This is a genomic window from Parascardovia denticolens DSM 10105 = JCM 12538 (genome assembly GCF_001042675.1).
Lineage (GTDB): Bacteria > Actinomycetota > Actinomycetes > Actinomycetales > Bifidobacteriaceae > Scardovia > Scardovia denticolens.
On record NZ_AP012333.1, the window covers coordinates 1,088,929 to 1,105,988 of the forward strand.

The window sequence follows — 17,060 nt, forward strand, 5'->3', positions numbered from 1 at the left end:
CAGCGGACCCATCCCCGAACGATTGTCAGGATTCCGATAGAGGAATCCTGAACAGAATTCTAGAACCAACCGGCGCTTTCCGTCAAAAGCATAGCTAGGAAAAGAACAGTCCCACGACCTTATTCAGCCTCGAAAAGGTCACTCATTCCGTCCTCTTCGGTGATGGGCCGGATCGGACGGCAAGGATCCCCAAAGGCCACCATGCCGGAGGGGATATCCCTGGTGACCACGCTGCCGGCGCCGATGACGCAACCTTCGCCTATGGTCACCCCTCCGCAGACGGTCACGTTTCCGGCTATCCAGCAGTTATCCGAGATAACGATGGGCTTGGCATACTCATGGTCGGTCATCTGCCCCCGGGCATTGCGGTAAAGGTTGCGGTCCTGGAAGCGGAGGGGATGCACCGGGGTCAAGAGGGAGACGTTCGGCCCGATGAAAACGTTGCGCCCGATGGTCATCGGGCAGCAATCCAGGCAGGTGAAATTGAAGTTGGCGTAGCTGTTTTCGCCAATGCTCGTGAAGCATCCGTAATCGAATTGGACGGGCCCTTGCAGGAAGACGTTCTCTCCTTGCAGGTCCAGCCACCCTTGGAGGATTCGCTGGCGGCGGGGGTCCGTCTCATCCAAGCCGTTGTACTCCCTGCTCAGGTTATGCGAGCGGACGCGCAAGGCGACCAGCCGGGGGTCGGCGGGGTCGTAAATTCTGCCTGCAAGCATCTTCTCCTGCTCTTGGGTTGATTCAGGAAGGCCGGAAAAATCAAGAAGACCAAGAAAATCAGGGGAATCGGGGGTAGAGGGGACTGCGACATCTGTTGTCATGCCCATCAGTCTATCAGATTTCACGGAATGCAAAATCGGGGAAGGTTTCCGCTTCGTCTCGTTTGACTAGAGTGTTCTTCCTAGACAGCAAGGAGGTCTTATTTTTATGGAACAGTATCTGGTCTCTGGCATGACCTGCGCGGCTTGCCAGACTCACGTGGAGAAAGCGGTCTGCAAGCTTCCGGGAGTGACGGACGCTACCGCTTCCTTGCTAACCAATACCTTGACCGTGCAAGGCCAGGCTTCCCCGGCAGAGGTGATGAAGGCGGTGGACAGGGCGGGATACCGGGCCAAGCCTTTGAAGGAAGCCTCCCAAGAGACATCTCGGTCGGACTCCCAGCCGACCGAGACCGGTTCCGCCATCTCCGATTCGGATTCATCCTCCCTGACCCGCGCCTTGGAAGACCATGAGACTCCCCGCCTCCTGCGCCGTTTGGCCTGGTCCTTGGTTCTGTCTTTGGCCATCATGTATATCTCCATGGGTCATAGCATGTGGGCTTGGCCCCTACCCGCCTTCCTGGCCGGCAATATGCCGGCCCTGGCCCTGACCCAGATGCTCCTGGCTTTGGCCGTCCTCTTCATCGGCAAGGATTTCTTCGTCTCCGGCTTCAAATCCTTGGCCCATCTGGCCCCGAACATGGATTCCCTGGTCGCTTTGGGAAGCTCCATTTCCTTCCTCTGGTCCCTTGGCATCCTTTTCCGCATGACTTCCGCCTCCCCCGCCGTTATGATGGACCTCTACCATCATCAGCTTTACTTCGAAGGCTCGGCCATGATCCTCACCTTCATCACCGTGGGCAAGACTTTGGAATCCCTGGCCAAAGGCCATACGACCGATGCCTTGAAATCACTCCTGTCCCACGCTCCTCAGGAGGCGACGGTCGAAGGGCCGGAGGGGACCAGACGGGTGCCGGTCTCTCAGGTGAAATTGGGAGACATCATCGTCGTCAAGCCGGGCGAGGCCATCCCGGTCGATGCGGTTGTGGTGGAAGGCTCCAGCACGGTGGACGAATCAGCCTTGAGCGGGGAGTCCGCCCCGGTCAGTAAGGAGGTCGACAGCACCATTTCCGCCGCAACCCTCAATCAGACCGGTTTTCTCAAGGCTCGGGCCACCCGGATCGGGGCGGATACGACTTTCTCCCAGATCGTCAGTCTGGTGTCCGACGCCGCGGGGACCAAGGCCCCCGTCGCCCGCATAGCCGATAAGGTCTCGTCCGTCTTCGTCCCCGTCATCATCGCCATCGCGGCCCTGGTCCTGGTCCTCTGGCTAACCACCGGTCATCCCCTCTCCCTGGGGCTCTCCCATGCCGTCGCCGTCCTCCTCATCGCCTGCCCCTGCGCCTTGGGTCTGGCCACCCCCGTGGCCATCATGGTCGGCAATGGTTTAGGGGCCCGCTCCGGCATCCTCTTCAAGAGTGGCCAATCCTTGGAGGAAATCGGACGCACGTCCGTCATCGCTTTGGACAAGACCGGGACCGTCACCGAAGGCAGGCCCCAGGTGGTGGACATCGTCCCAGTAGCAGGTTCGGGAGTGGACGCCCGTCGTCTTCTATCTTTGGCGGCCAGTCTGGAAGCCCAATCCGAGCATCCTTACGCCCAGGCGATCCTCCGCAAGGCCCAAGACATGGGAGTTCAGCCAGCTGCGGAAGTCAAGGATTTCCATACCCTCCCCGGGAAAGGGCTCGAAGCCACGGTGGGATCCGACCTTCTTTACGCCGGAAACGCCCCTTATATCTCGTCTCTCCTGGAAAAGCAGGGAATGGAAATCCCCTCCGACCTTCTGGACCAAGCCCATCAGACGCAGAAGGAGGGCAAGACCCCGCTTTTCTTCGCCAGTCCCCACGAGGTCTATGGCTTCATCTCCGTCGCCGACGGGATCAAGGCCGACTCTGCCCAAGCCATCCGGCAGCTTCATGAGATGGGCCTCACCACCGCCATGATCACCGGAGACAACGAAAGGACCGCCCAAGCCATCGCCTCCCAAGCCGGCATCGACCATGTGGTCGCGGGCGTGCTTCCGCAGGAAAAGGAAGCGGAAATCGTCCGCCTACAGCAAGGCGGGCGGAAGGTGACCATGGTCGGGGACGGCATCAACGACGCTCCGGCCTTGGCCAGGGCCGATGTTGGTGTCGCCATCGGGGCGGGGACGGACGTTGCCATCGACGCCGCCGACGTGGTGCTCATGGATTCCCGCTTGACCGACGTAGCCGCGGCCGTCCGCCTGAGCCGGGCCACCGTCAGGAATATCCACGAGAACCTGTTCTGGGCCTTCGCCTACAACCTGGTCCTCATCCCCATCGCAGCCGGAGCCATCCCCGGGTGGAGCCTCAGCCCCATGTGGGCGGCCGCAGCCATGGGCCTGTCTTCGGTGACCGTCTGCCTGAACGCCTTGCGTCTGAACCTCTATAAGGTCCATCCCGCTCGGAAGACGCCAACAAACTCGAACCTTTCGAGACCTGCCATAGAATCCTCAACCCCCGCCGGCGAGAATATCGGGAATGGGGAGAATGCCGAAAAGACCGAAAAGCCTGGAAATACAGGAAATCCCATCATCGGGAAACCTATCATCGGAAAGGAAAACGCCATGACGAATCAGTCACAAGAAAACCAAACGATTCAAGATAACCGAGGACCCCTAACGACCCATGAAACGGTCCATATCGACGGCATGTCCTGCGCCCATTGCGAGATGACCCTCAAGAAGGCTTTGGAAGCCCTGGATGGAGTCTCTCAGGCGGAACTGGACCATATGACGGGGACGGCCCAACTGACTTTGTCGGGAGATGTCCAGGAAAGCCAAATCAGGCAGGCGATCGAGGACAAGGATTACACCTTCGTCTCCCTTGACCGAAATTAATCAAGAATTGATCGAGCCTTAACTAAGAATTAAGCAATGCATTAAGACGAGGCTTCAGCGCTTAAAGGTTAGAGTATAAATTAACGTATAAATTTGAAGCTTATAACTTGCCTATAGCTTAAAGCCTCTAACTCGAAAGCTCACAAAATTAAAGCTGGGGGAAGTCCGAGGCTCCCCCCAGCCACACGAAGGCTCAACCAGCTTCGGGACTACTTCCCCATCCCTTTCAGGAAAGCCAAAGCGGCCTGATAATTAGGCTCTTCATGCTGGTTCTGCAGAATTTCACGATAGAGAACCTTCCCGCTGCCGTCAGTGATCCAGATGCTGCGGGCGTCGAAATCCAAGGCCGGCATCAGTACGCCCACATTTCGCCCGAAAGACTGCTCCTCGGCGTCGCTGAGCATCTCCATGTTCTTCACGCCTTCGGCCGCGCACCAATCCTTCTGTTCCTCCACCGTGTTGGTGGAGACGGTGTAGAAAGCCACGTCCGGATACTTGTCCATCTCGGAGTTGAAACGCTTGGTCTGCAAGGAGCAGACGGAGGTGTTGATGTTCGGGACCACGGAGATGAGGGTCTTGTCTTTGAAAAGATCCGCGCTCTTGACCCGGGAATCGTCGGCCTTGTGAAGGGTGAATTCGGGCAGCTCCTGCCCTACCTCGGTCGGCTCTGCGGCCAGCTCGCGGTCTTCTCCACCAAATTGAACCTGCATTGGTCATCCTTTCTTTGGGTTTTCACTACGAAACTACCATGGGCATGCAGAGGAAGACCATAGCTTTCAGCGTAGGGGGAAGAGGACTTTCTCCCCTCCTCTTTCTCTCATTCTTCTTTCCCTCCCCTCTTCCGTTTTCGCGTCACTTATTACGGAAGATCTCGATGAAGTCCCTGAATTCGTTGCGCTTGGTGTCCAAGGTGTTGAGGGTCAGGTCGGGGTTCCGGGTCTTGGCCTCCCGGTATTGGCCCATCATGCTGCTGAAGATCTCTCCGCTGGAAGGTGGAGTGAAGCTGATGGTGTTCGCCCCGGCGGCGATGGTCTCCAGGATCGACTCCTGGTTCCGGCCTCCGCTGGCGATGATGGGGACATCCGGGAATTCCGACCGTATTTTGGCGACGACTCCGGGGGTCTTCCTGCCGGCGGCGACGTTGAGGATGGACACACCGGCGCCCAAACGGCTTGTTATGTCTTCGTCATCCGTGACCACGGTGGCGATGATGGGGATGTCGATGACGCTTTTGATCAGACGGATGTTGGTGTTGCTCATCGGGGCGTTGACAACGACCCCAAAGGCTCCCTGGGCCTCTGCGTCCTGGGCGATGAGGACGGACCGCAGACCTTTGGTCATGCCCCCTCCCACTCCTACGAAGACGGGGATGGAGGAGGAATCGATGATGGCTTCGGAAATCACCTGCTGCGGGGTGAAAGGGTAGACGGCTAGGACCGCGTCCGCGTTGCAGTTGCGGATGATGGCGATATCGGTGGAGAAGATGATCGACTTGATTCGTCTGCCGAGGACGACCATGCCTTTGGCCTTCCAAATGACGTCTGGCAGCTCGATGGAGTGGGCCCGCAAAGTCCCCGACAGACGGGGGATCCGCTTGGACTCAAGGCCTTCGGTCTTCTCCGCGTTTTCAACATCGACATTTTCCATGCAAAGCATTATGACACCGCAAAGGGACGAAGGCCGTCTTGGTCTGGCTACTCCCCGCATTCCCTAGTCCGTCCGCTCTTTAGCCTGCCTGTTCCCTAGTCTTCCCGCTCCCCGTATTCACCGTACTCGCAGCCCACATGACTGGCCTCGATCTCATCAACCAAGGTCAGTAGCGATCCCTCTTTCTCGTAAAGCCTGACGAACCCGAAACCAGTCCCGCCGTTCCATAGCCGCTGGTGCTTTTTGCTGCCGTCCGGAGCCTCGTAATTGACGAACAGCATTTCGCTTTTCCTACAATAGACATCCGTCTCCATGACGGCTCGCATGCTCTCCTGCCGGACATGCCAATGGACCAAGTCATCATCCGCAGGTCCCTGGGGACCATATTCATCGAAGGAGAAATCTGTCTTCACCTGTTCATGGAGTTTGGAGAAGTTGAAATCGTACTCTTTCCTCTCATACCAGAAGGCGCCCAAAAGCCGACGGTTCAAAGGAAGGGGGTAGATTTGCGGCCGGCCTCCGCCGATGTCGAAGACGCTGTTTTCCAGCCTTTCCCCGCTTCTCTTGCTGACCAGGCAGTTGGAAGAAAGCCAGACCCAAGGGCTGGTGAAGTCCCGCCCCCAGTTCTTGTCCGCATAGCCATAGGATTTCTCCGGGCTGACCGTATAAACGCGGCCATTGTGGGTTATCCGCCCCTGATAGGCGGTTTTCATGCCCTCCGCATGCCAATACATGGCGAAGGCTTCGATATCCCGCAAAGGTTTGCTGGCCCCATAGCCGACGTTGAAAGCGACTTGCTTGTCCACCTGCAAATCCTAGGAAAGAGAACCGCTGTCGCACATCCATTCCGGATGGGCGGCGGCCTCCTCTTCGCTGATGGTGATGCTGCCCGTGAGCCTGGTCTCCGACGCCAGGCAGTCGGCGGCTTGGACTTGGTAAGGCGCATCCGCATGAAGGTCCACCTGATCCCAGGCGAAAAAGCGATGCAGTTGGCAATGGTCCTCTCCCCAGCAACCAGCCTTGACCATCACGTAGGATGGTTTCTGCCCAGCGGCCTTGTTCTCGGATAGTTGCCCCAAAATCGGGCCAGACCCTGGCCCTTTCTTGTCTTCGGCGAGCGCGGGATTACACAGGAAGAACTCCACGAAGAAAGCCTTGTCTTCGCCCGTCTGAGCATCCTGTGCAGTGAAGGAATGCCACCACCAGTCGTAGCCCTTCTTGCGCAGAGGGCCGCGCAACATGCAGGCATCACGGGAAATATCATGCTTATTGAATGCGGAGATTGCTGACATCCTGGGACTCTTCTTTCGGAAAACTCTTATTCCTGAGAGGGATTCAACTCTTCCTCGATCCATATGCTCAGACTCGGCTCAACCATGGAAACTTCAAGAGAAAGATCCTCGCCATGATCATCCGGCTCGCAAACAAGGCATTCGTCCCAATATTCCAGATGCTTCTTGTCAATCCAAGACTCAGACTCCTCTACGGCCTGAGCGTCATCGCCCTGATAGGAAAACCAGTAAAGATACATCTGTCCGTCAATGACCTCGGAGAAGATGTCTTCCACATACATTCTTTCATTCTTCAAAGTGAGCAAGGTCTCGCCGATGTTCTCATTCAGAAAACGCATCCATTCGCGGGCCCTATCCTCTTTGCCTTTTTTGACCTTGTACCGTGTGAGCTCAGTATGCAGTGTCATCATTAAATCCTTTGCCATGAATATTTGCTGTATTGCCAATCATGTCTATCTGTCATTGGGCAGATATCCCATACGCAGATAATAACCCCTGCAATACCGAGAACAGGAGCTCCTGACTTCTTCGCTATTCGATAGGAAGTAAAGGCTTTGAAGAAAATTGATCCAGAAGGTCAAACAGTAACAAGGGGCGGATTCGCTTGCTTCCTCTTTTTCCCAGCAGACAGTGTCAGTATGGCTGAGGAATCGTTCGAAGTCTGTCTGCTTGAATTTCTTGTTTTCCAATCCAGCCGTAATCGCCGAGGAGAGCCGACTGGCTTCGGAATCATGAAAAGGATAGTCCAAGGATCCCATCCAGGATGAAATTAGGTCGAAAAAGCTCGTACTGGGTGTGAAAAGAGGATGTTGTAGAGCAGCATCAAGTAAATCACTGCCGTGAGCGAGCGCATGAGCCCATCCTTGTGATGGGGACACCCAACCTCGATGGTCTTGTTCATCAAAAAGGTAATGTTCGGCCCAGCTGAACCATTGCTTTCGCTGCTCAGGACTCAAAAGTGGAGTTCGCCGGTCGCAGTCAAGGAAGATCGCTCCCATTAAAGCGGAGAAGCTTCGAAGGAAAACGCTGTCATCAGCTTGCGAGCCAATCTTATAGTAGAGGCATTCCCCATCCGTGACGAAAGCAATGATCTTCCTCATTTGGGCTTCAGAGAAAATGCTTTCCTCAAATCCTTGCGCCAAAGTCGAGTAGACAAGACCATCACGGATTGACGCGTCGGAATCGCCCAGATGATTGAGGAGATAATCAATTTGAGAATCATCCATTGAGTGCTCCTTCCTATGTTGCGTTTGTAGGCTAAAAACCTACAAACGCAACATCACTGTTTCCCATTGTTTATTGCTACCGCTGCTGGCAATACGCTTTCACCCCTCGGCGGAGCCGGTCAAGCCCGTCTTCGACCAGACCGCGAGGGCAGGCCAGATTCATGCGGGCGAAGCCGCTTCCGCCCTGGCCGTAATGGGCGCCGTCGGTGATGAAAAGTCCCGTCTGTTGGCGAAGGAAGTCCGTGAACCCTTCGCCATGGCCAGGCAAGGCCCGCAGATCGAGCCAGAGCAGATAAGTCCCCTCCCCATGAACGGGCTGAATTAGAGGAATCTGCGCGCTGATGTAGTCGCAGGCGAATCGGCGGTTCTCCGAAATGTAGCAGCGAAGGGCGTCCAACCACTCCCCGCCTTGATTGAAGGCGGCGACGGCCGCTCCAACGGCGAAAACGTTCGGCTCAGCGATCTCATCCGTGTTCAGGCCTCGCCAAACCTTGTGCCGCAAATGCTCATCCGGAACGACCACGGCGGCCGAATGGATTCCAGCGATGTTGAAAGCCTTGCTGGGACTCAGGCAGGTGACGCTGATCCTGCTCGCCGTCGGGGAGACTGAGGCGAAAGGCACGTAGCCGACACCCGGCTCGGTCAAATCGCCATGGATCTCGTCGGAGATGACGGTCACTCCATGGCGAGCGCAAAGCTCGGCCACTCGTTTCAGGTCTTCGGCCGACCAGATGGTTCCTCCCGGGTTCTGCGGATTGCAGAGGATCATCAGCGTCACCTGGGGGTCGGACAGGTCCGCCTCCAGACGATCGAAGTCCATCCGGTATTCCTTCCGCCCGTCGGCACGGCCGGTATCAACCAGTTTGAGGGGGCTTTCCAGAGGGAAACGACCGTTGTTGAGGATGGAATTGAAGAAGATGTTGTAGACCGGGGTTTGCAGGAGGACTTTTTCCGCAGGGGTGGTCAGTTTGCGGACCATGCTGGAGATGGCCGGCACGACCCCTGTGGTGAAAATCAGCCAATCATGCTCGATGGTCCAGCCGTGGCGGCTGACCCACCACGAGATGTAAGCCTGATACCAGTCTTCGCTGATACCTGAGTAGCCGTAGATCCCGTGATCGACCCGCTGTCGCAAAGCCTGCCGGATGGGTTCCGCGACTTCGAAATCCATGTCCGCCACCCACATAGGCAGCTCGTTCTCGCCTACGTTCCACTTCTCCGACTGGGTTCCGCGACGGTTGATGACCCGGTCAAAATCATAGGAAGTCTGGCCCTTAGCACGAGTATCCATCATATTCATTTTTCCTGCCCTTCCACCAATCGGGTCTCCCCATCTGTTCCGGAGACCAATGTCACTTGATCCAATCGAAGGAAATCGGTTTTCCGGATTCCTTTCTCGAAAATCTGAAGATCGTGGCTCTGTTGTTGCACGGAATTCTCGCACTTGCTTGAATCCGCATCGTCTGCAACAGGCTGGGCCGGATCAAGAATGACAGTCCCAATCTCATCGGCATGAATCGAACCAGACCGAGGATTGATGATGCTCTCCACCCGGCCAGAGATTTCAGCGTCAATATCAGAGGAGTATTCAAAAGCCAAGGTGGTGGAGCCTAGATAACAATTACGCATAACCAGATGGTCTACGTAACAAAGCCCTTGCAGGCTGTCGATTCTGCAATTGATCAAGGTGACATTACGGGAATTCCAGGCGAAATACTCGCCAGAGATGGTGGAGCCGTAGACGGTCACGTTTTCGCAGTTCCAGAAGCAGTCCTTGGAAAGGAAGCGACTGTTACGGACGGTCACGTTTTTCGCTCCATCAAAGCAGTAGTCCCCTTCCAGAACGAGATGGTCTATGCCGACGTTCCGGCACCCCATGCCGAAGTAGTCTCCGGCGGCACTCACATGGTCAAGGACCAGGTCCCGGCAGTTCCACAAGGTCTCTTCCGCCTGAGGGATGGTCACTTCCTCCAGGCGCAGGTCCTTGCATCGCCGGAATTCCTTAGGTGCTTTAATAGTGGTCTTGGACACAGAAACATGGTCGCTATACCATATTCCCGCCCTCGCTGTGGGATTGAAGGTGCAATCATCCAGCTGGAAATGGTCCCCATACCAAAGCGGGTATTTCCAGTCGAAAGTGGTACCGGTAACAGTCAGATTCCGGCAATGTTTGAGGGGCGACTCCCCATCGCCGAAAGCCGAGTCTCTGATCTCCGTATCGGAAATGCCGAAAAGGGCGCGTTCCCCGGTGAATCGTTGCCTTTCAATCAGGTTCTGTTTATTCATGCCACTCATGAATCCCCCTTTGCCGACGAATGATTCCGGAAAATCAGACTGTGTTAAATATACCGCCCGGTGATGCTTTCTGCTGACCGCCGAATTTCCTGGGGACTGCCGACAGCCACAACCCTACCGCCTTCCTCGCCCCCTCCCGGCCCCATGTCCACGATGTAATCGGCGTTGCGGATCAGGTCAAGATCATGCTCGATGACGATGACCGTCGCCCCTTGCTGGATGAGGGTTTCGAAAACGTCCAAGAGGGTCCTGACATCCTTGGGGTGGAGGCCGATAGTGGGCTCATCGAAGACGAAGACCGATCCCGTCTGCCCCTTGCCCATTTCGCTGGCCAGCTTGAGCCGCTGGGCCTCTCCCCCGGAAAGCCCCGGAGTGTCCTCGCCCAAGGTCAAGTAGCCCAGCCCTAAATCATGCAGGACCTGGAGCCGCCGCTGCAGAAGGGAGAGACCCTTGCAGGCCGCCAGAACCTGGTCGACGCTCATGTTCATCAAATCAGGCAGGCTGTAATCCTCGCCGTCCTTCATGGCCTTAACCACCTCGTGAGCCTTGGCGCTGTACCGGGATCCCCGGCAATCCGGGCAGGTCACGTCCACATCAGGCAGGAACTGGACATCCAGGGAAATCCGCCCCGTCCCGTCGCAGGTCGGGCAACGCAGGCCGCCGGTGTTGTAGGAGAAATCGCCGGCCTTGTGCCCGCTGTGTTTGGCGAGCGCCGTCCGGGCGTAGACCTTGCGGAGCTCATCATGAACTCCGGCGTAGGTGGCCACGGTGGAACGCACGTTGATTCCGATCGGGGTCGCGTCAATCAGCTTCACTTGGCGGATACCCTCCGCCTGCAAAGAGACCACATGCCGGGGTGACTTCTGTTTGCTGATCATCGCCGTCAAAGCGGGAATGAGGCTTTCGAGGATCAGCGTGGTCTTGCCGGAGCCGGAGACCCCCGTGACCACGGTCAGACGGCCCTGGGGGATGCTGACTTCCAGCGGACGGACGGTATGGATGGCGTCGGTGGTCAGGGTGATCGAGCCCAGATCGAAGAGGTGGTCATCAGCGATCCACTCCCGCAGCCGGGAGGATTGGCCGCCAATCAGATGGTCTCCTCCGGCCAGCTGCTTCCGCAGAAAAGGCCCGATGACGGAGGAAGACGAGCCGGCGACCTGAGGGACCGTCCCTTGGCCGATGACACGGCCGCCATCGGATCCAGCCCCTGGCCCCAGCTCGATCAGCCAGTCGGCGTGGGAAAGCACCTGGATGTCGTGATCAACCAGGACCACGCTGTTCCCATCCGCCACCAAGTCATCCATCACCCCGGTCAGGCCTTGGACATTGTAAGGATGAAGGCCGATGGAAGGCTCATCCAGCACATAAAGCACCCCGGTCGTCCGGTTCCGCACTGCGCGGGCCAGCTGCACCCGTTGGCGTTCCCCTGTAGACAGAGTGGAGGCGGCCCGATCCAAAGACAGGTATCCCAGGCCCAAGTCAAGCAGGCGCCGGGAAATGTCCAGGAAGGATTCGCAGATGCTCTCCCCCATCGGTCGCATTTCCTGAGGAAGGGATTCAGGCACGGATGACACCCAGGAAACCAGCTGGGTCAAAGTCATAGCCGCGGCTTGCCCTAGGTCGACATCTCCTATCCTCGGAGCTCGAGCCGCTTCCGAGAGTCTGGTCCCCTGGCAATCCGGGCAGACCCCCTCGGTCAGAAAGCGCTCGATCCTCTTCATGCCTTTGTCGTCTTTGACTTTGGCCAAGGCGTTCTCCACCGTGCGGACGGCGCTGTAGTAGGTGAAATCCATCTCCGCCGATTGCTGGGTCTTGGGATTCACATAGATGATGTGCTTCTTCTCGGCAGGCCCATGGTAGACGATCTCCTTCTCCTCGCCGGTCAAGTCTTTGAAGGGGACATCCGTGCGCACCCCCATCTCCCGACAGACGTCCTTCATGAGGGCCCACATGAGGGTCCCCCAGACGGCGACGGCTCCCTGGTCGATGGTCAGTTCTTCGTTGGGAACCAAGGCCGCCTCATTCACGGTCCGGGTGATGCCCGTGCCTCCGCAACGAGGGCAGGCTCCCCGACTGTTGAAGGCCAGGTCTTCGGCCCCCGGCCCATAGAATTTCTCTGCGCAGACGGGGCAGGTGATCTCCTGCATAGTGGCCACAGCGAAGGAAGGCGGGCAGTAATGACCCTGGGGGCAACGATGGCTGGCCAGACGGGAGAACATGAGACGCAGACTGTTCAGTAGTTCGGACATGGTGCCGAAAGTGCTGCGGATCCCGGGGACGCCCGGCCGCTGATGAAGGGCCAAGGCAGCGGGAATGTAACGGACCTCGTCCACATCGGCCCGGGCTGCCTGAGTCATACGGCGGCGGGTGTAGGTAGACAAGGATTCCAAATACCTCCGAGACCCTTCGGCGTAGAGGACACCCAAGGCCAGGGATGACTTCCCTGACCCGGAGACGCCTGCGATGCCGACTATCTTGTTGAGGGGGATGTCAACATCGACCTTCTGCAGATTATGGACTCGAGCCCCTCGTACTAGAATGGCTACTGGAATCTTTGAAACTACCGGAGCCGCGGCGGAAGAACCGGTCATCGTCGCCCCTTTCCTATTTCTTGGTGTCCTTCTTATACTAACCCACATTGCATCAGGTAGGCGATGACCACCAAGCCGAGGGCGAGTTTGAAGGGGACTCCGAAAGTGAAGTAGGATTTCTTGGTCTTATGACGGACGGAGTACATGCCGATCAGCCCGCCCAAAGCGCCACCGGCCAGGCACAACCCCAGCAGAGCAGCCTCAGGAATCCGGGATTCCCCTTTCTCCGCCCGCTTTTTATCGATGATGAAGAGACACAAGGTCACAAGATTGACGACAAGCAAGTAAATCCCCAAAATCTTATGATCCCTATGCCCCACAGCCTGAATCAGCTGGCTGAAGCCAAAGCGGACCGGACCATAAACGTTCAGCAGAACAAGAATCCAGACGATGACCATTTCCAAGGAAAGGAAGAAGATGGCCACATTGTTTTTGGAGACCTTCCGCAACCAAATCAGGAAGGCGATAAAAAGTCCCAGGCCTCCCCCAGCCACCGCAGCCAGACTGGAGAAAGCGAGGCCTACTTCTTCGCCCTGACTTCCTTCACCTTTCGCCCTGACGATCAGCGAGGTGACCGCGTAAGCCAAGAAAGACAAGGCGTTCACTGCGATCAGGTAAATTTGGAAGCCGTCCAAACCCAAAAATCCATGCATAGTCAGAAATCTCCCCTACAAGAAGTTAAGGCTAATCCGCATGGTTACGTTCCTCTCGGACAAATCCGCTAATTCATCATATATACAATTTTATTAACGCCAATCATTCCACGACGAAGTACAGTAATGTCGATAGTCTCATATTCTGACTTGCTGATGCTTGAAACTGAGGCTTGCATTCTCGGAATATCTGCCCTCTCTACCCGTCTCCGAAGGATTGGAATAGTCTCTACACCGAGTTCGTGGAGAACTTCATCTGGCAATTCATAATTCTGTTCGACAAGGCCAAAACAAGTGAAACCTGTATCCACGCAGAAAGCTATCAGCTTCTTCTTTCCAATATTATAAATAGCACAGAAGGAAGTCCCAATCAGACTGCCAAGCAGATAACCCACAACCGGTAATTCGAATCCTAGAGCCTGCCCATAATGCCTCCGATATGTGCGCCGAACAGATAACCACCTGAAATAACAACAGTATCTACAAAAGCAGCGCCCATCTGCTGAGTACTCATCCTCCCGGCAGCAACAAGAATACTGTTTTTAGCTGTTTGCATGACAAGGGCAACGACCATTCCGAGGACCGTAGGATTGATATCTTTGAACGCCTCGCCCAAAATTCCTTTTTCGCACATTATCAGCAAAGAAGAAGAGATAGAACCGCGTAAAAAAACCTTCTGCTCCAGCAGAGATGCCTTTGGTCCCTATCCTTTGAACCTGTTGAATGTCAATCTCACCATGTTTGATGAGGAAATCTATCGCTTTGTATATTTCGGGCGCAAGCTGGAATGCAACGGTAATCGCCGCGGTAGTGTAACCTGCCTTCAATGCCTGTTGCAGCATATATTCCGTATTGATTGCACTGTCCGCAGTTACGTCATGCTCTTCTGCCTTAAATTTCTTATCCTTGCTTTCGCAGGCAATGTCCTCCAGTTCTTTTCTTGACACTCTTTTAGAACTAACACCTTTTTCGTTCTTTATTACGTCCGTCAGCCTGGATTCGGTTTCAGCATAGGCATCAGAGACATCTGACCGTATTAGCTGATTCCTCAGCGCCTCACGATGAGCCGTCGCCTTGGCATCAGAAAGCTGGTCGGAAGGAACGAGCCTGCTCTGATCATGATAGCTTGCATGTCCGGTTCCCGGGCTGAATTTTGCCTGCGCTTTTGCGGTTCTTTCTGCAGTAGCATAAGACTTCGCGCTACAAGTCTCGCCGGAGTCCACTTGGATATCGGCAGAGTCCTTCGAAGTGCTGTGAAGAGCAGAAGCACGGTCTGACGAATCCGCAGCAACTGCATCCACATTGAATGTTCCGGCTCCCCATTCCTCAAGCATATACCCCTGAAGTTGTACGATTCCAAGGTTCCGGTACTGGTGGTTATTTACGTTTTCTTCAAGCTGTTTAATTGCAGCATCAACCGCTCTTACATATTTCTGTCCCATGCAGGCAGCAATATCTGCACCCATTATCCTTGTGGCAAATTCCCAGCCTTGTTCCATTTCAGTCTTGGATTGCATAAGGCTGCACCTCACATATTCATAAATTTTTCGAGCCCATCATTATAGAGGCTGACCACTCCATAGAAAAGCATCTGTTGTTTCATCAATGACTTATTCCTGAAAGTCTCTTCAAACTTTGATGCAATCCGTGCTCCAACTTTACCGATAGCATCCGCACCTGTTGAAAATGCTTTTTTGACACCATTGAGAAGATTGAACTTCTTCCTTTTTTTTCTCATAGACTTCAGCAGATTCACTATCTGCATTTTCGGGGTTATCCTCTGTGGGCTGCTCGATAGTGATAACAGATTCATGGTCGGTTCCTGTCTCGGCGATACCTTCTTTAATATCCTTAAGGAACTCCGGAACCGGTAATGCAGAAAGTTTTTCCAAGAAAGCATCGTAATCTTCACGAGTGGTCAGTACTTTTGTGTCAGCGTAGACAACTGCCTGATTACCTGCCCAGCCGAATCTGACACCGCATTCATCAAATTTCACATCAAGGACGGGGAATCAGTCTGTCCGTGCCTCTTATCTCGCCTAGGAAGAGAATTTTGCCTTGGATATTTCCTGCCTTCTTATTCCCAAGCCATACTTTTTCCGTCCAAGAAACGATGTTAATGGAGTTATCCCTAGTACCTGCAACTCCTTTTCGCTGTCATCGCACGTTTCAACCATTTTCTTCAGTTGATTCATCAGCAACTCATCCTTGTAAACAACGATAAGAGTCTTCTTTGTTTCAAACATAAGTATTCTCCTTGGTTTGATTAGGTTTTTAGTTTCCTTCTTTAACAGCAGATACCTGCGGAATCAAACGCCAAGTCGCTTTCCGATATCATTCAGTCACCCTCCGTAATATGTGGAATCGCGAGACCCCGAGAGTACCCATTTACTCTGAGCACGCATTGAGACAAGTGTGGATAGTAATCACTCCTTGCCTTGATACTCAACATTATAATCGCCCGTCGCAATAACGTCAGGCTAGATCTCTCATCAACTCGATTGCGGAATTCGATAGCGATACCGACAAGAATTTGGAAAAGGGGAAAGGTAAACTTGAACTACTCCGTAAAAGTTTTACCGTGAAAATGGTCTCCAATAATTTACGGAGCAGTTCATATCAACGAATTTTCACTAGAGAAAAATGAGCATGAGCATCAATAAAGAAGAATGGACCTGAACTCGCAAGCCGAAAGATTTCACAATCTCCGATGACAAGATCGAAATCACCACGGCCCCGCATACCGACCTTTGGCAAAGGACCTACTATCATTTCCGCAATGACAATGCACCGGTCCTGCAAATCACAAGCTCCGAAAAATTCTTCTCTTTTCTGGTGAAAACCGATTTCCCCAACAGTCACCATCGCTTCGACCAATGCGGAGTGGTGGTGTATCTGGATAGCGAGAACTGGCTGAAAGGCTCTATCGAGTACGAGAAGGAGAAGTTCTATCACCTTGGAAAGGGGCGGAAGAAATCCAGTTTGGGATTTACGCCTGCAGCCCTGAGGATTCTTCCTTCAAAGCGATTTTCACTCACATGGAGCTGACCGATTGCAAGTGGTTGGCCCATGAAGGTCAGGCACCTGACGAGGGTTGAGCCGAATACCGCTCAGCGATGGCCACCATCGAATGCCATAGAATTCAGTCAGCTCAAGGCGGCTTTCAAATCCGCTTCAATTTTCTCAGGAGTATCCATTGGCGCATAACGCTTGAGGATTTTACCATCGCGGGCGATGAGGAACTTGGTGAAATTCCATTTGATCGCCCCGCCCAAAAGCCCGCCATTATGAGAAGCCAAGTAGCGATAAAGAGGGTCTGCCCCTTCCCCATTGACTTCGATCTTGCCGAACTGTGGGAAAGTCGTATCGTACTTGAGCATGCAGAACTCGTGGATTTCCGCGTCAGAGCCAGGAGCCTGATGGCCGAACTGGTCACAAGGGAAATCAAGAATCTCAAAACCTTGCTCATAATAGGTTTTATAAAGCTTCTCCAAGCCCTCATACTGAGGGGTGAAGCCACAGCCGGTAGCCGTATTGACGATCAACAGGACTTTGTCGCGGTAATCGTTGAGCGAAACCATGGACCCGTCTTGGGCGCGCACGGTGAAGTCATAAATCGATGCTAGCTCTTGCTTGCTTACTTGCTGTTGCTGTCATAGTCTTTCCTTACATTCTTTTTTG

General features: G+C 54.6%; 18 protein-coding genes. 2 read left to right on the forward strand and 16 right to left on the reverse strand.

Features of this window, described 5'->3' with window-relative positions:
• Positions 1–119: 119 nt before the first annotated feature.
• Positions 120–818 (reverse strand): sugar O-acetyltransferase, encoded by a 699-nt coding sequence (locus PSDT_RS04570; protein ID WP_006289111.1) that lies wholly within the window; start codon positions 816–818, stop codon positions 120–122.
• Positions 819–924: 106 nt separating this feature from the next.
• Here PSDT_RS04570 and PSDT_RS04575 point away from each other — a divergent pair, with 106 nt between their 5' ends.
• A complete protein-coding gene (locus PSDT_RS04575) occupies positions 925–3,675 on the forward strand; it encodes a heavy metal translocating P-type ATPase (protein ID WP_006289110.1) in 2,751 nt (916 codons plus the stop codon).
• Between the two features lie 209 nt (positions 3,676–3,884).
• Here PSDT_RS04575 and tpx read toward each other — a convergent pair whose 3' ends face one another.
• The 14 genes from tpx to PSDT_RS04640 form a co-directional block, all read right to left on the reverse strand.
• Positions 3,885–4,385, reverse strand: a complete 501-nt coding sequence (gene tpx, locus PSDT_RS04580; protein WP_006289109.1) for a thiol peroxidase — start codon at positions 4,383–4,385, stop codon at positions 3,885–3,887.
• 142 nt (positions 4,386–4,527) lie between these two features.
• A complete protein-coding gene (locus PSDT_RS04585; protein ID WP_006289108.1) occupies positions 4,528–5,322 on the reverse strand; it encodes a beta/alpha barrel domain-containing protein in 795 nt (264 codons plus the stop codon).
• Between the two features lie 95 nt (positions 5,323–5,417).
• Positions 5,418–6,128, reverse strand: coding sequence for a tocopherol cyclase family protein (locus PSDT_RS04590; protein ID WP_223293558.1), 711 nt, complete (start codon positions 6,126–6,128; stop codon positions 5,418–5,420).
• Positions 6,129–6,137: 9 nt separating this feature from the next.
• Positions 6,138–6,614 (reverse strand): hypothetical protein, encoded by a 477-nt coding sequence (locus tag PSDT_RS04595; RefSeq protein WP_006290372.1) that lies wholly within the window; start codon positions 6,612–6,614, stop codon positions 6,138–6,140.
• A 26-nt stretch (positions 6,615–6,640) separates the two neighbouring features.
• Positions 6,641–7,060 (reverse strand): DUF6176 family protein, encoded by a 420-nt coding sequence (locus tag PSDT_RS04600; RefSeq protein WP_223293557.1) that lies wholly within the window; start codon positions 7,058–7,060, stop codon positions 6,641–6,643.
• Positions 7,061–7,066: 6 nt separating this feature from the next.
• Positions 7,067–7,840 (reverse strand): DUF2785 domain-containing protein, encoded by a 774-nt coding sequence (locus PSDT_RS04605; RefSeq protein ID WP_006289104.1) that lies wholly within the window; start codon positions 7,838–7,840, stop codon positions 7,067–7,069.
• 76 nt (positions 7,841–7,916) lie between these two features.
• A complete protein-coding gene (locus PSDT_RS04610) occupies positions 7,917–9,140 on the reverse strand; it encodes a MalY/PatB family protein (RefSeq protein WP_006290368.1) in 1,224 nt (407 codons plus the stop codon).
• A complete protein-coding gene (locus PSDT_RS04615) occupies positions 9,137–10,135 on the reverse strand; it encodes a DUF3737 family protein (protein ID WP_006290366.1) in 999 nt (332 codons plus the stop codon). Before PSDT_RS04615 ends, PSDT_RS04610 begins: the two co-directional genes overlap by 4 nt.
• A gap of 44 nt (positions 10,136–10,179) precedes the next feature.
• Positions 10,180–12,726, reverse strand: coding sequence for an excinuclease ABC subunit UvrA (locus tag PSDT_RS04620; protein ID WP_006289101.1), 2,547 nt, complete (start codon positions 12,724–12,726; stop codon positions 10,180–10,182).
• 32 nt (positions 12,727–12,758) lie between these two features.
• Positions 12,759–13,379, reverse strand: a complete 621-nt coding sequence (locus PSDT_RS04625) for a DUF1294 domain-containing protein (RefSeq protein WP_006289100.1) — start codon at positions 13,377–13,379, stop codon at positions 12,759–12,761.
• Between the two features lie 68 nt (positions 13,380–13,447).
• Positions 13,448–13,774 (reverse strand): hypothetical protein, encoded by a 327-nt coding sequence (locus tag PSDT_RS08265; protein ID WP_006290362.1) that lies wholly within the window; start codon positions 13,772–13,774, stop codon positions 13,448–13,450.
• Between the two features lie 147 nt (positions 13,775–13,921).
• Entirely contained in the window at positions 13,922–14,896 is a 975-nt protein-coding gene (locus tag PSDT_RS04630) for a hypothetical protein (protein ID WP_006289098.1), read from the reverse strand.
• Between the two features lie 141 nt (positions 14,897–15,037).
• A complete protein-coding gene (locus PSDT_RS08270; RefSeq protein WP_143828288.1) occupies positions 15,038–15,376 on the reverse strand; it encodes a hypothetical protein in 339 nt (112 codons plus the stop codon).
• A 42-nt stretch (positions 15,377–15,418) separates the two neighbouring features.
• Positions 15,419–15,625: a hypothetical protein gene (locus tag PSDT_RS04640; protein ID WP_006289097.1), complete on the reverse strand. Its 207-nt coding sequence runs from the start codon at positions 15,623–15,625 to the stop codon at positions 15,419–15,421.
• A 478-nt stretch (positions 15,626–16,103) separates the two neighbouring features.
• Here PSDT_RS04640 and PSDT_RS08100 point away from each other — a divergent pair, with 478 nt between their 5' ends.
• A complete protein-coding gene (locus tag PSDT_RS08100; RefSeq protein ID WP_231859839.1) occupies positions 16,104–16,427 on the forward strand; it encodes a DUF1349 domain-containing protein in 324 nt (107 codons plus the stop codon).
• Positions 16,428–16,525: 98 nt separating this feature from the next.
• Here the strand turns inward: PSDT_RS08100 and PSDT_RS04650 are convergent, their stop codons facing one another.
• On the reverse strand, positions 16,526–16,996 hold the full coding sequence (locus PSDT_RS04650) for a glutathione peroxidase (protein ID WP_263053133.1): 471 nt from the start codon (positions 16,994–16,996) through the stop codon (positions 16,526–16,528).
• Positions 16,997–17,060 lie beyond the last annotated feature (64 nt).

What these genes read in the sequence shown, in the direction of transcription:
- PSDT_RS04575 (WP_006289110.1), top strand. Translation starts at nt 925, where the DNA reads ATGGAACAGTATCTGGTCTCTGGCATGACCTGCGCGGCTTGCCAGACT.
- PSDT_RS04625 (WP_006289100.1), bottom strand. Translation starts at nt 13,379, where the DNA reads ATGCATGGATTTTTGGGTTTGGACGGCTTCCAAATTTACCTGATCGCA.
- PSDT_RS04620 (WP_006289101.1), bottom strand. Translation starts at nt 12,726, where the DNA reads ATGACCGGTTCTTCCGCCGCGGCTCCGGTAGTTTCAAAGATTCCAGTA.
- PSDT_RS04615 (WP_006290366.1), bottom strand. Translation starts at nt 10,135, where the DNA reads ATGAGTGGCATGAATAAACAGAACCTGATTGAAAGGCAACGATTCACC.
- tpx (WP_006289109.1), bottom strand. Translation starts at nt 4,385, where the DNA reads ATGCAGGTTCAATTTGGTGGAGAAGACCGCGAGCTGGCCGCAGAGCCG.
- PSDT_RS04570 (WP_006289111.1), bottom strand. Translation starts at nt 818, where the DNA reads ATGACAACAGATGTCGCAGTCCCCTCTACCCCCGATTCCCCTGATTTT.
- PSDT_RS04610 (WP_006290368.1), bottom strand. Translation starts at nt 9,140, where the DNA reads ATGAATATGATGGATACTCGTGCTAAGGGCCAGACTTCCTATGATTTT.
- PSDT_RS04630 (WP_006289098.1), bottom strand. Translation starts at nt 14,896, where the DNA reads ATGCAATCCAAGACTGAAATGGAACAAGGCTGGGAATTTGCCACAAGG.
- PSDT_RS04605 (WP_006289104.1), bottom strand. Translation starts at nt 7,840, where the DNA reads ATGGATGATTCTCAAATTGATTATCTCCTCAATCATCTGGGCGATTCC.
- PSDT_RS04585 (WP_006289108.1), bottom strand. Translation starts at nt 5,322, where the DNA reads ATGGAAAATGTCGATGTTGAAAACGCGGAGAAGACCGAAGGCCTTGAG.
- PSDT_RS04640 (WP_006289097.1), bottom strand. Translation starts at nt 15,625, where the DNA reads ATGTTTGAAACAAAGAAGACTCTTATCGTTGTTTACAAGGATGAGTTG.
- PSDT_RS04595 (WP_006290372.1), bottom strand. Translation starts at nt 6,614, where the DNA reads ATGTCAGCAATCTCCGCATTCAATAAGCATGATATTTCCCGTGATGCC.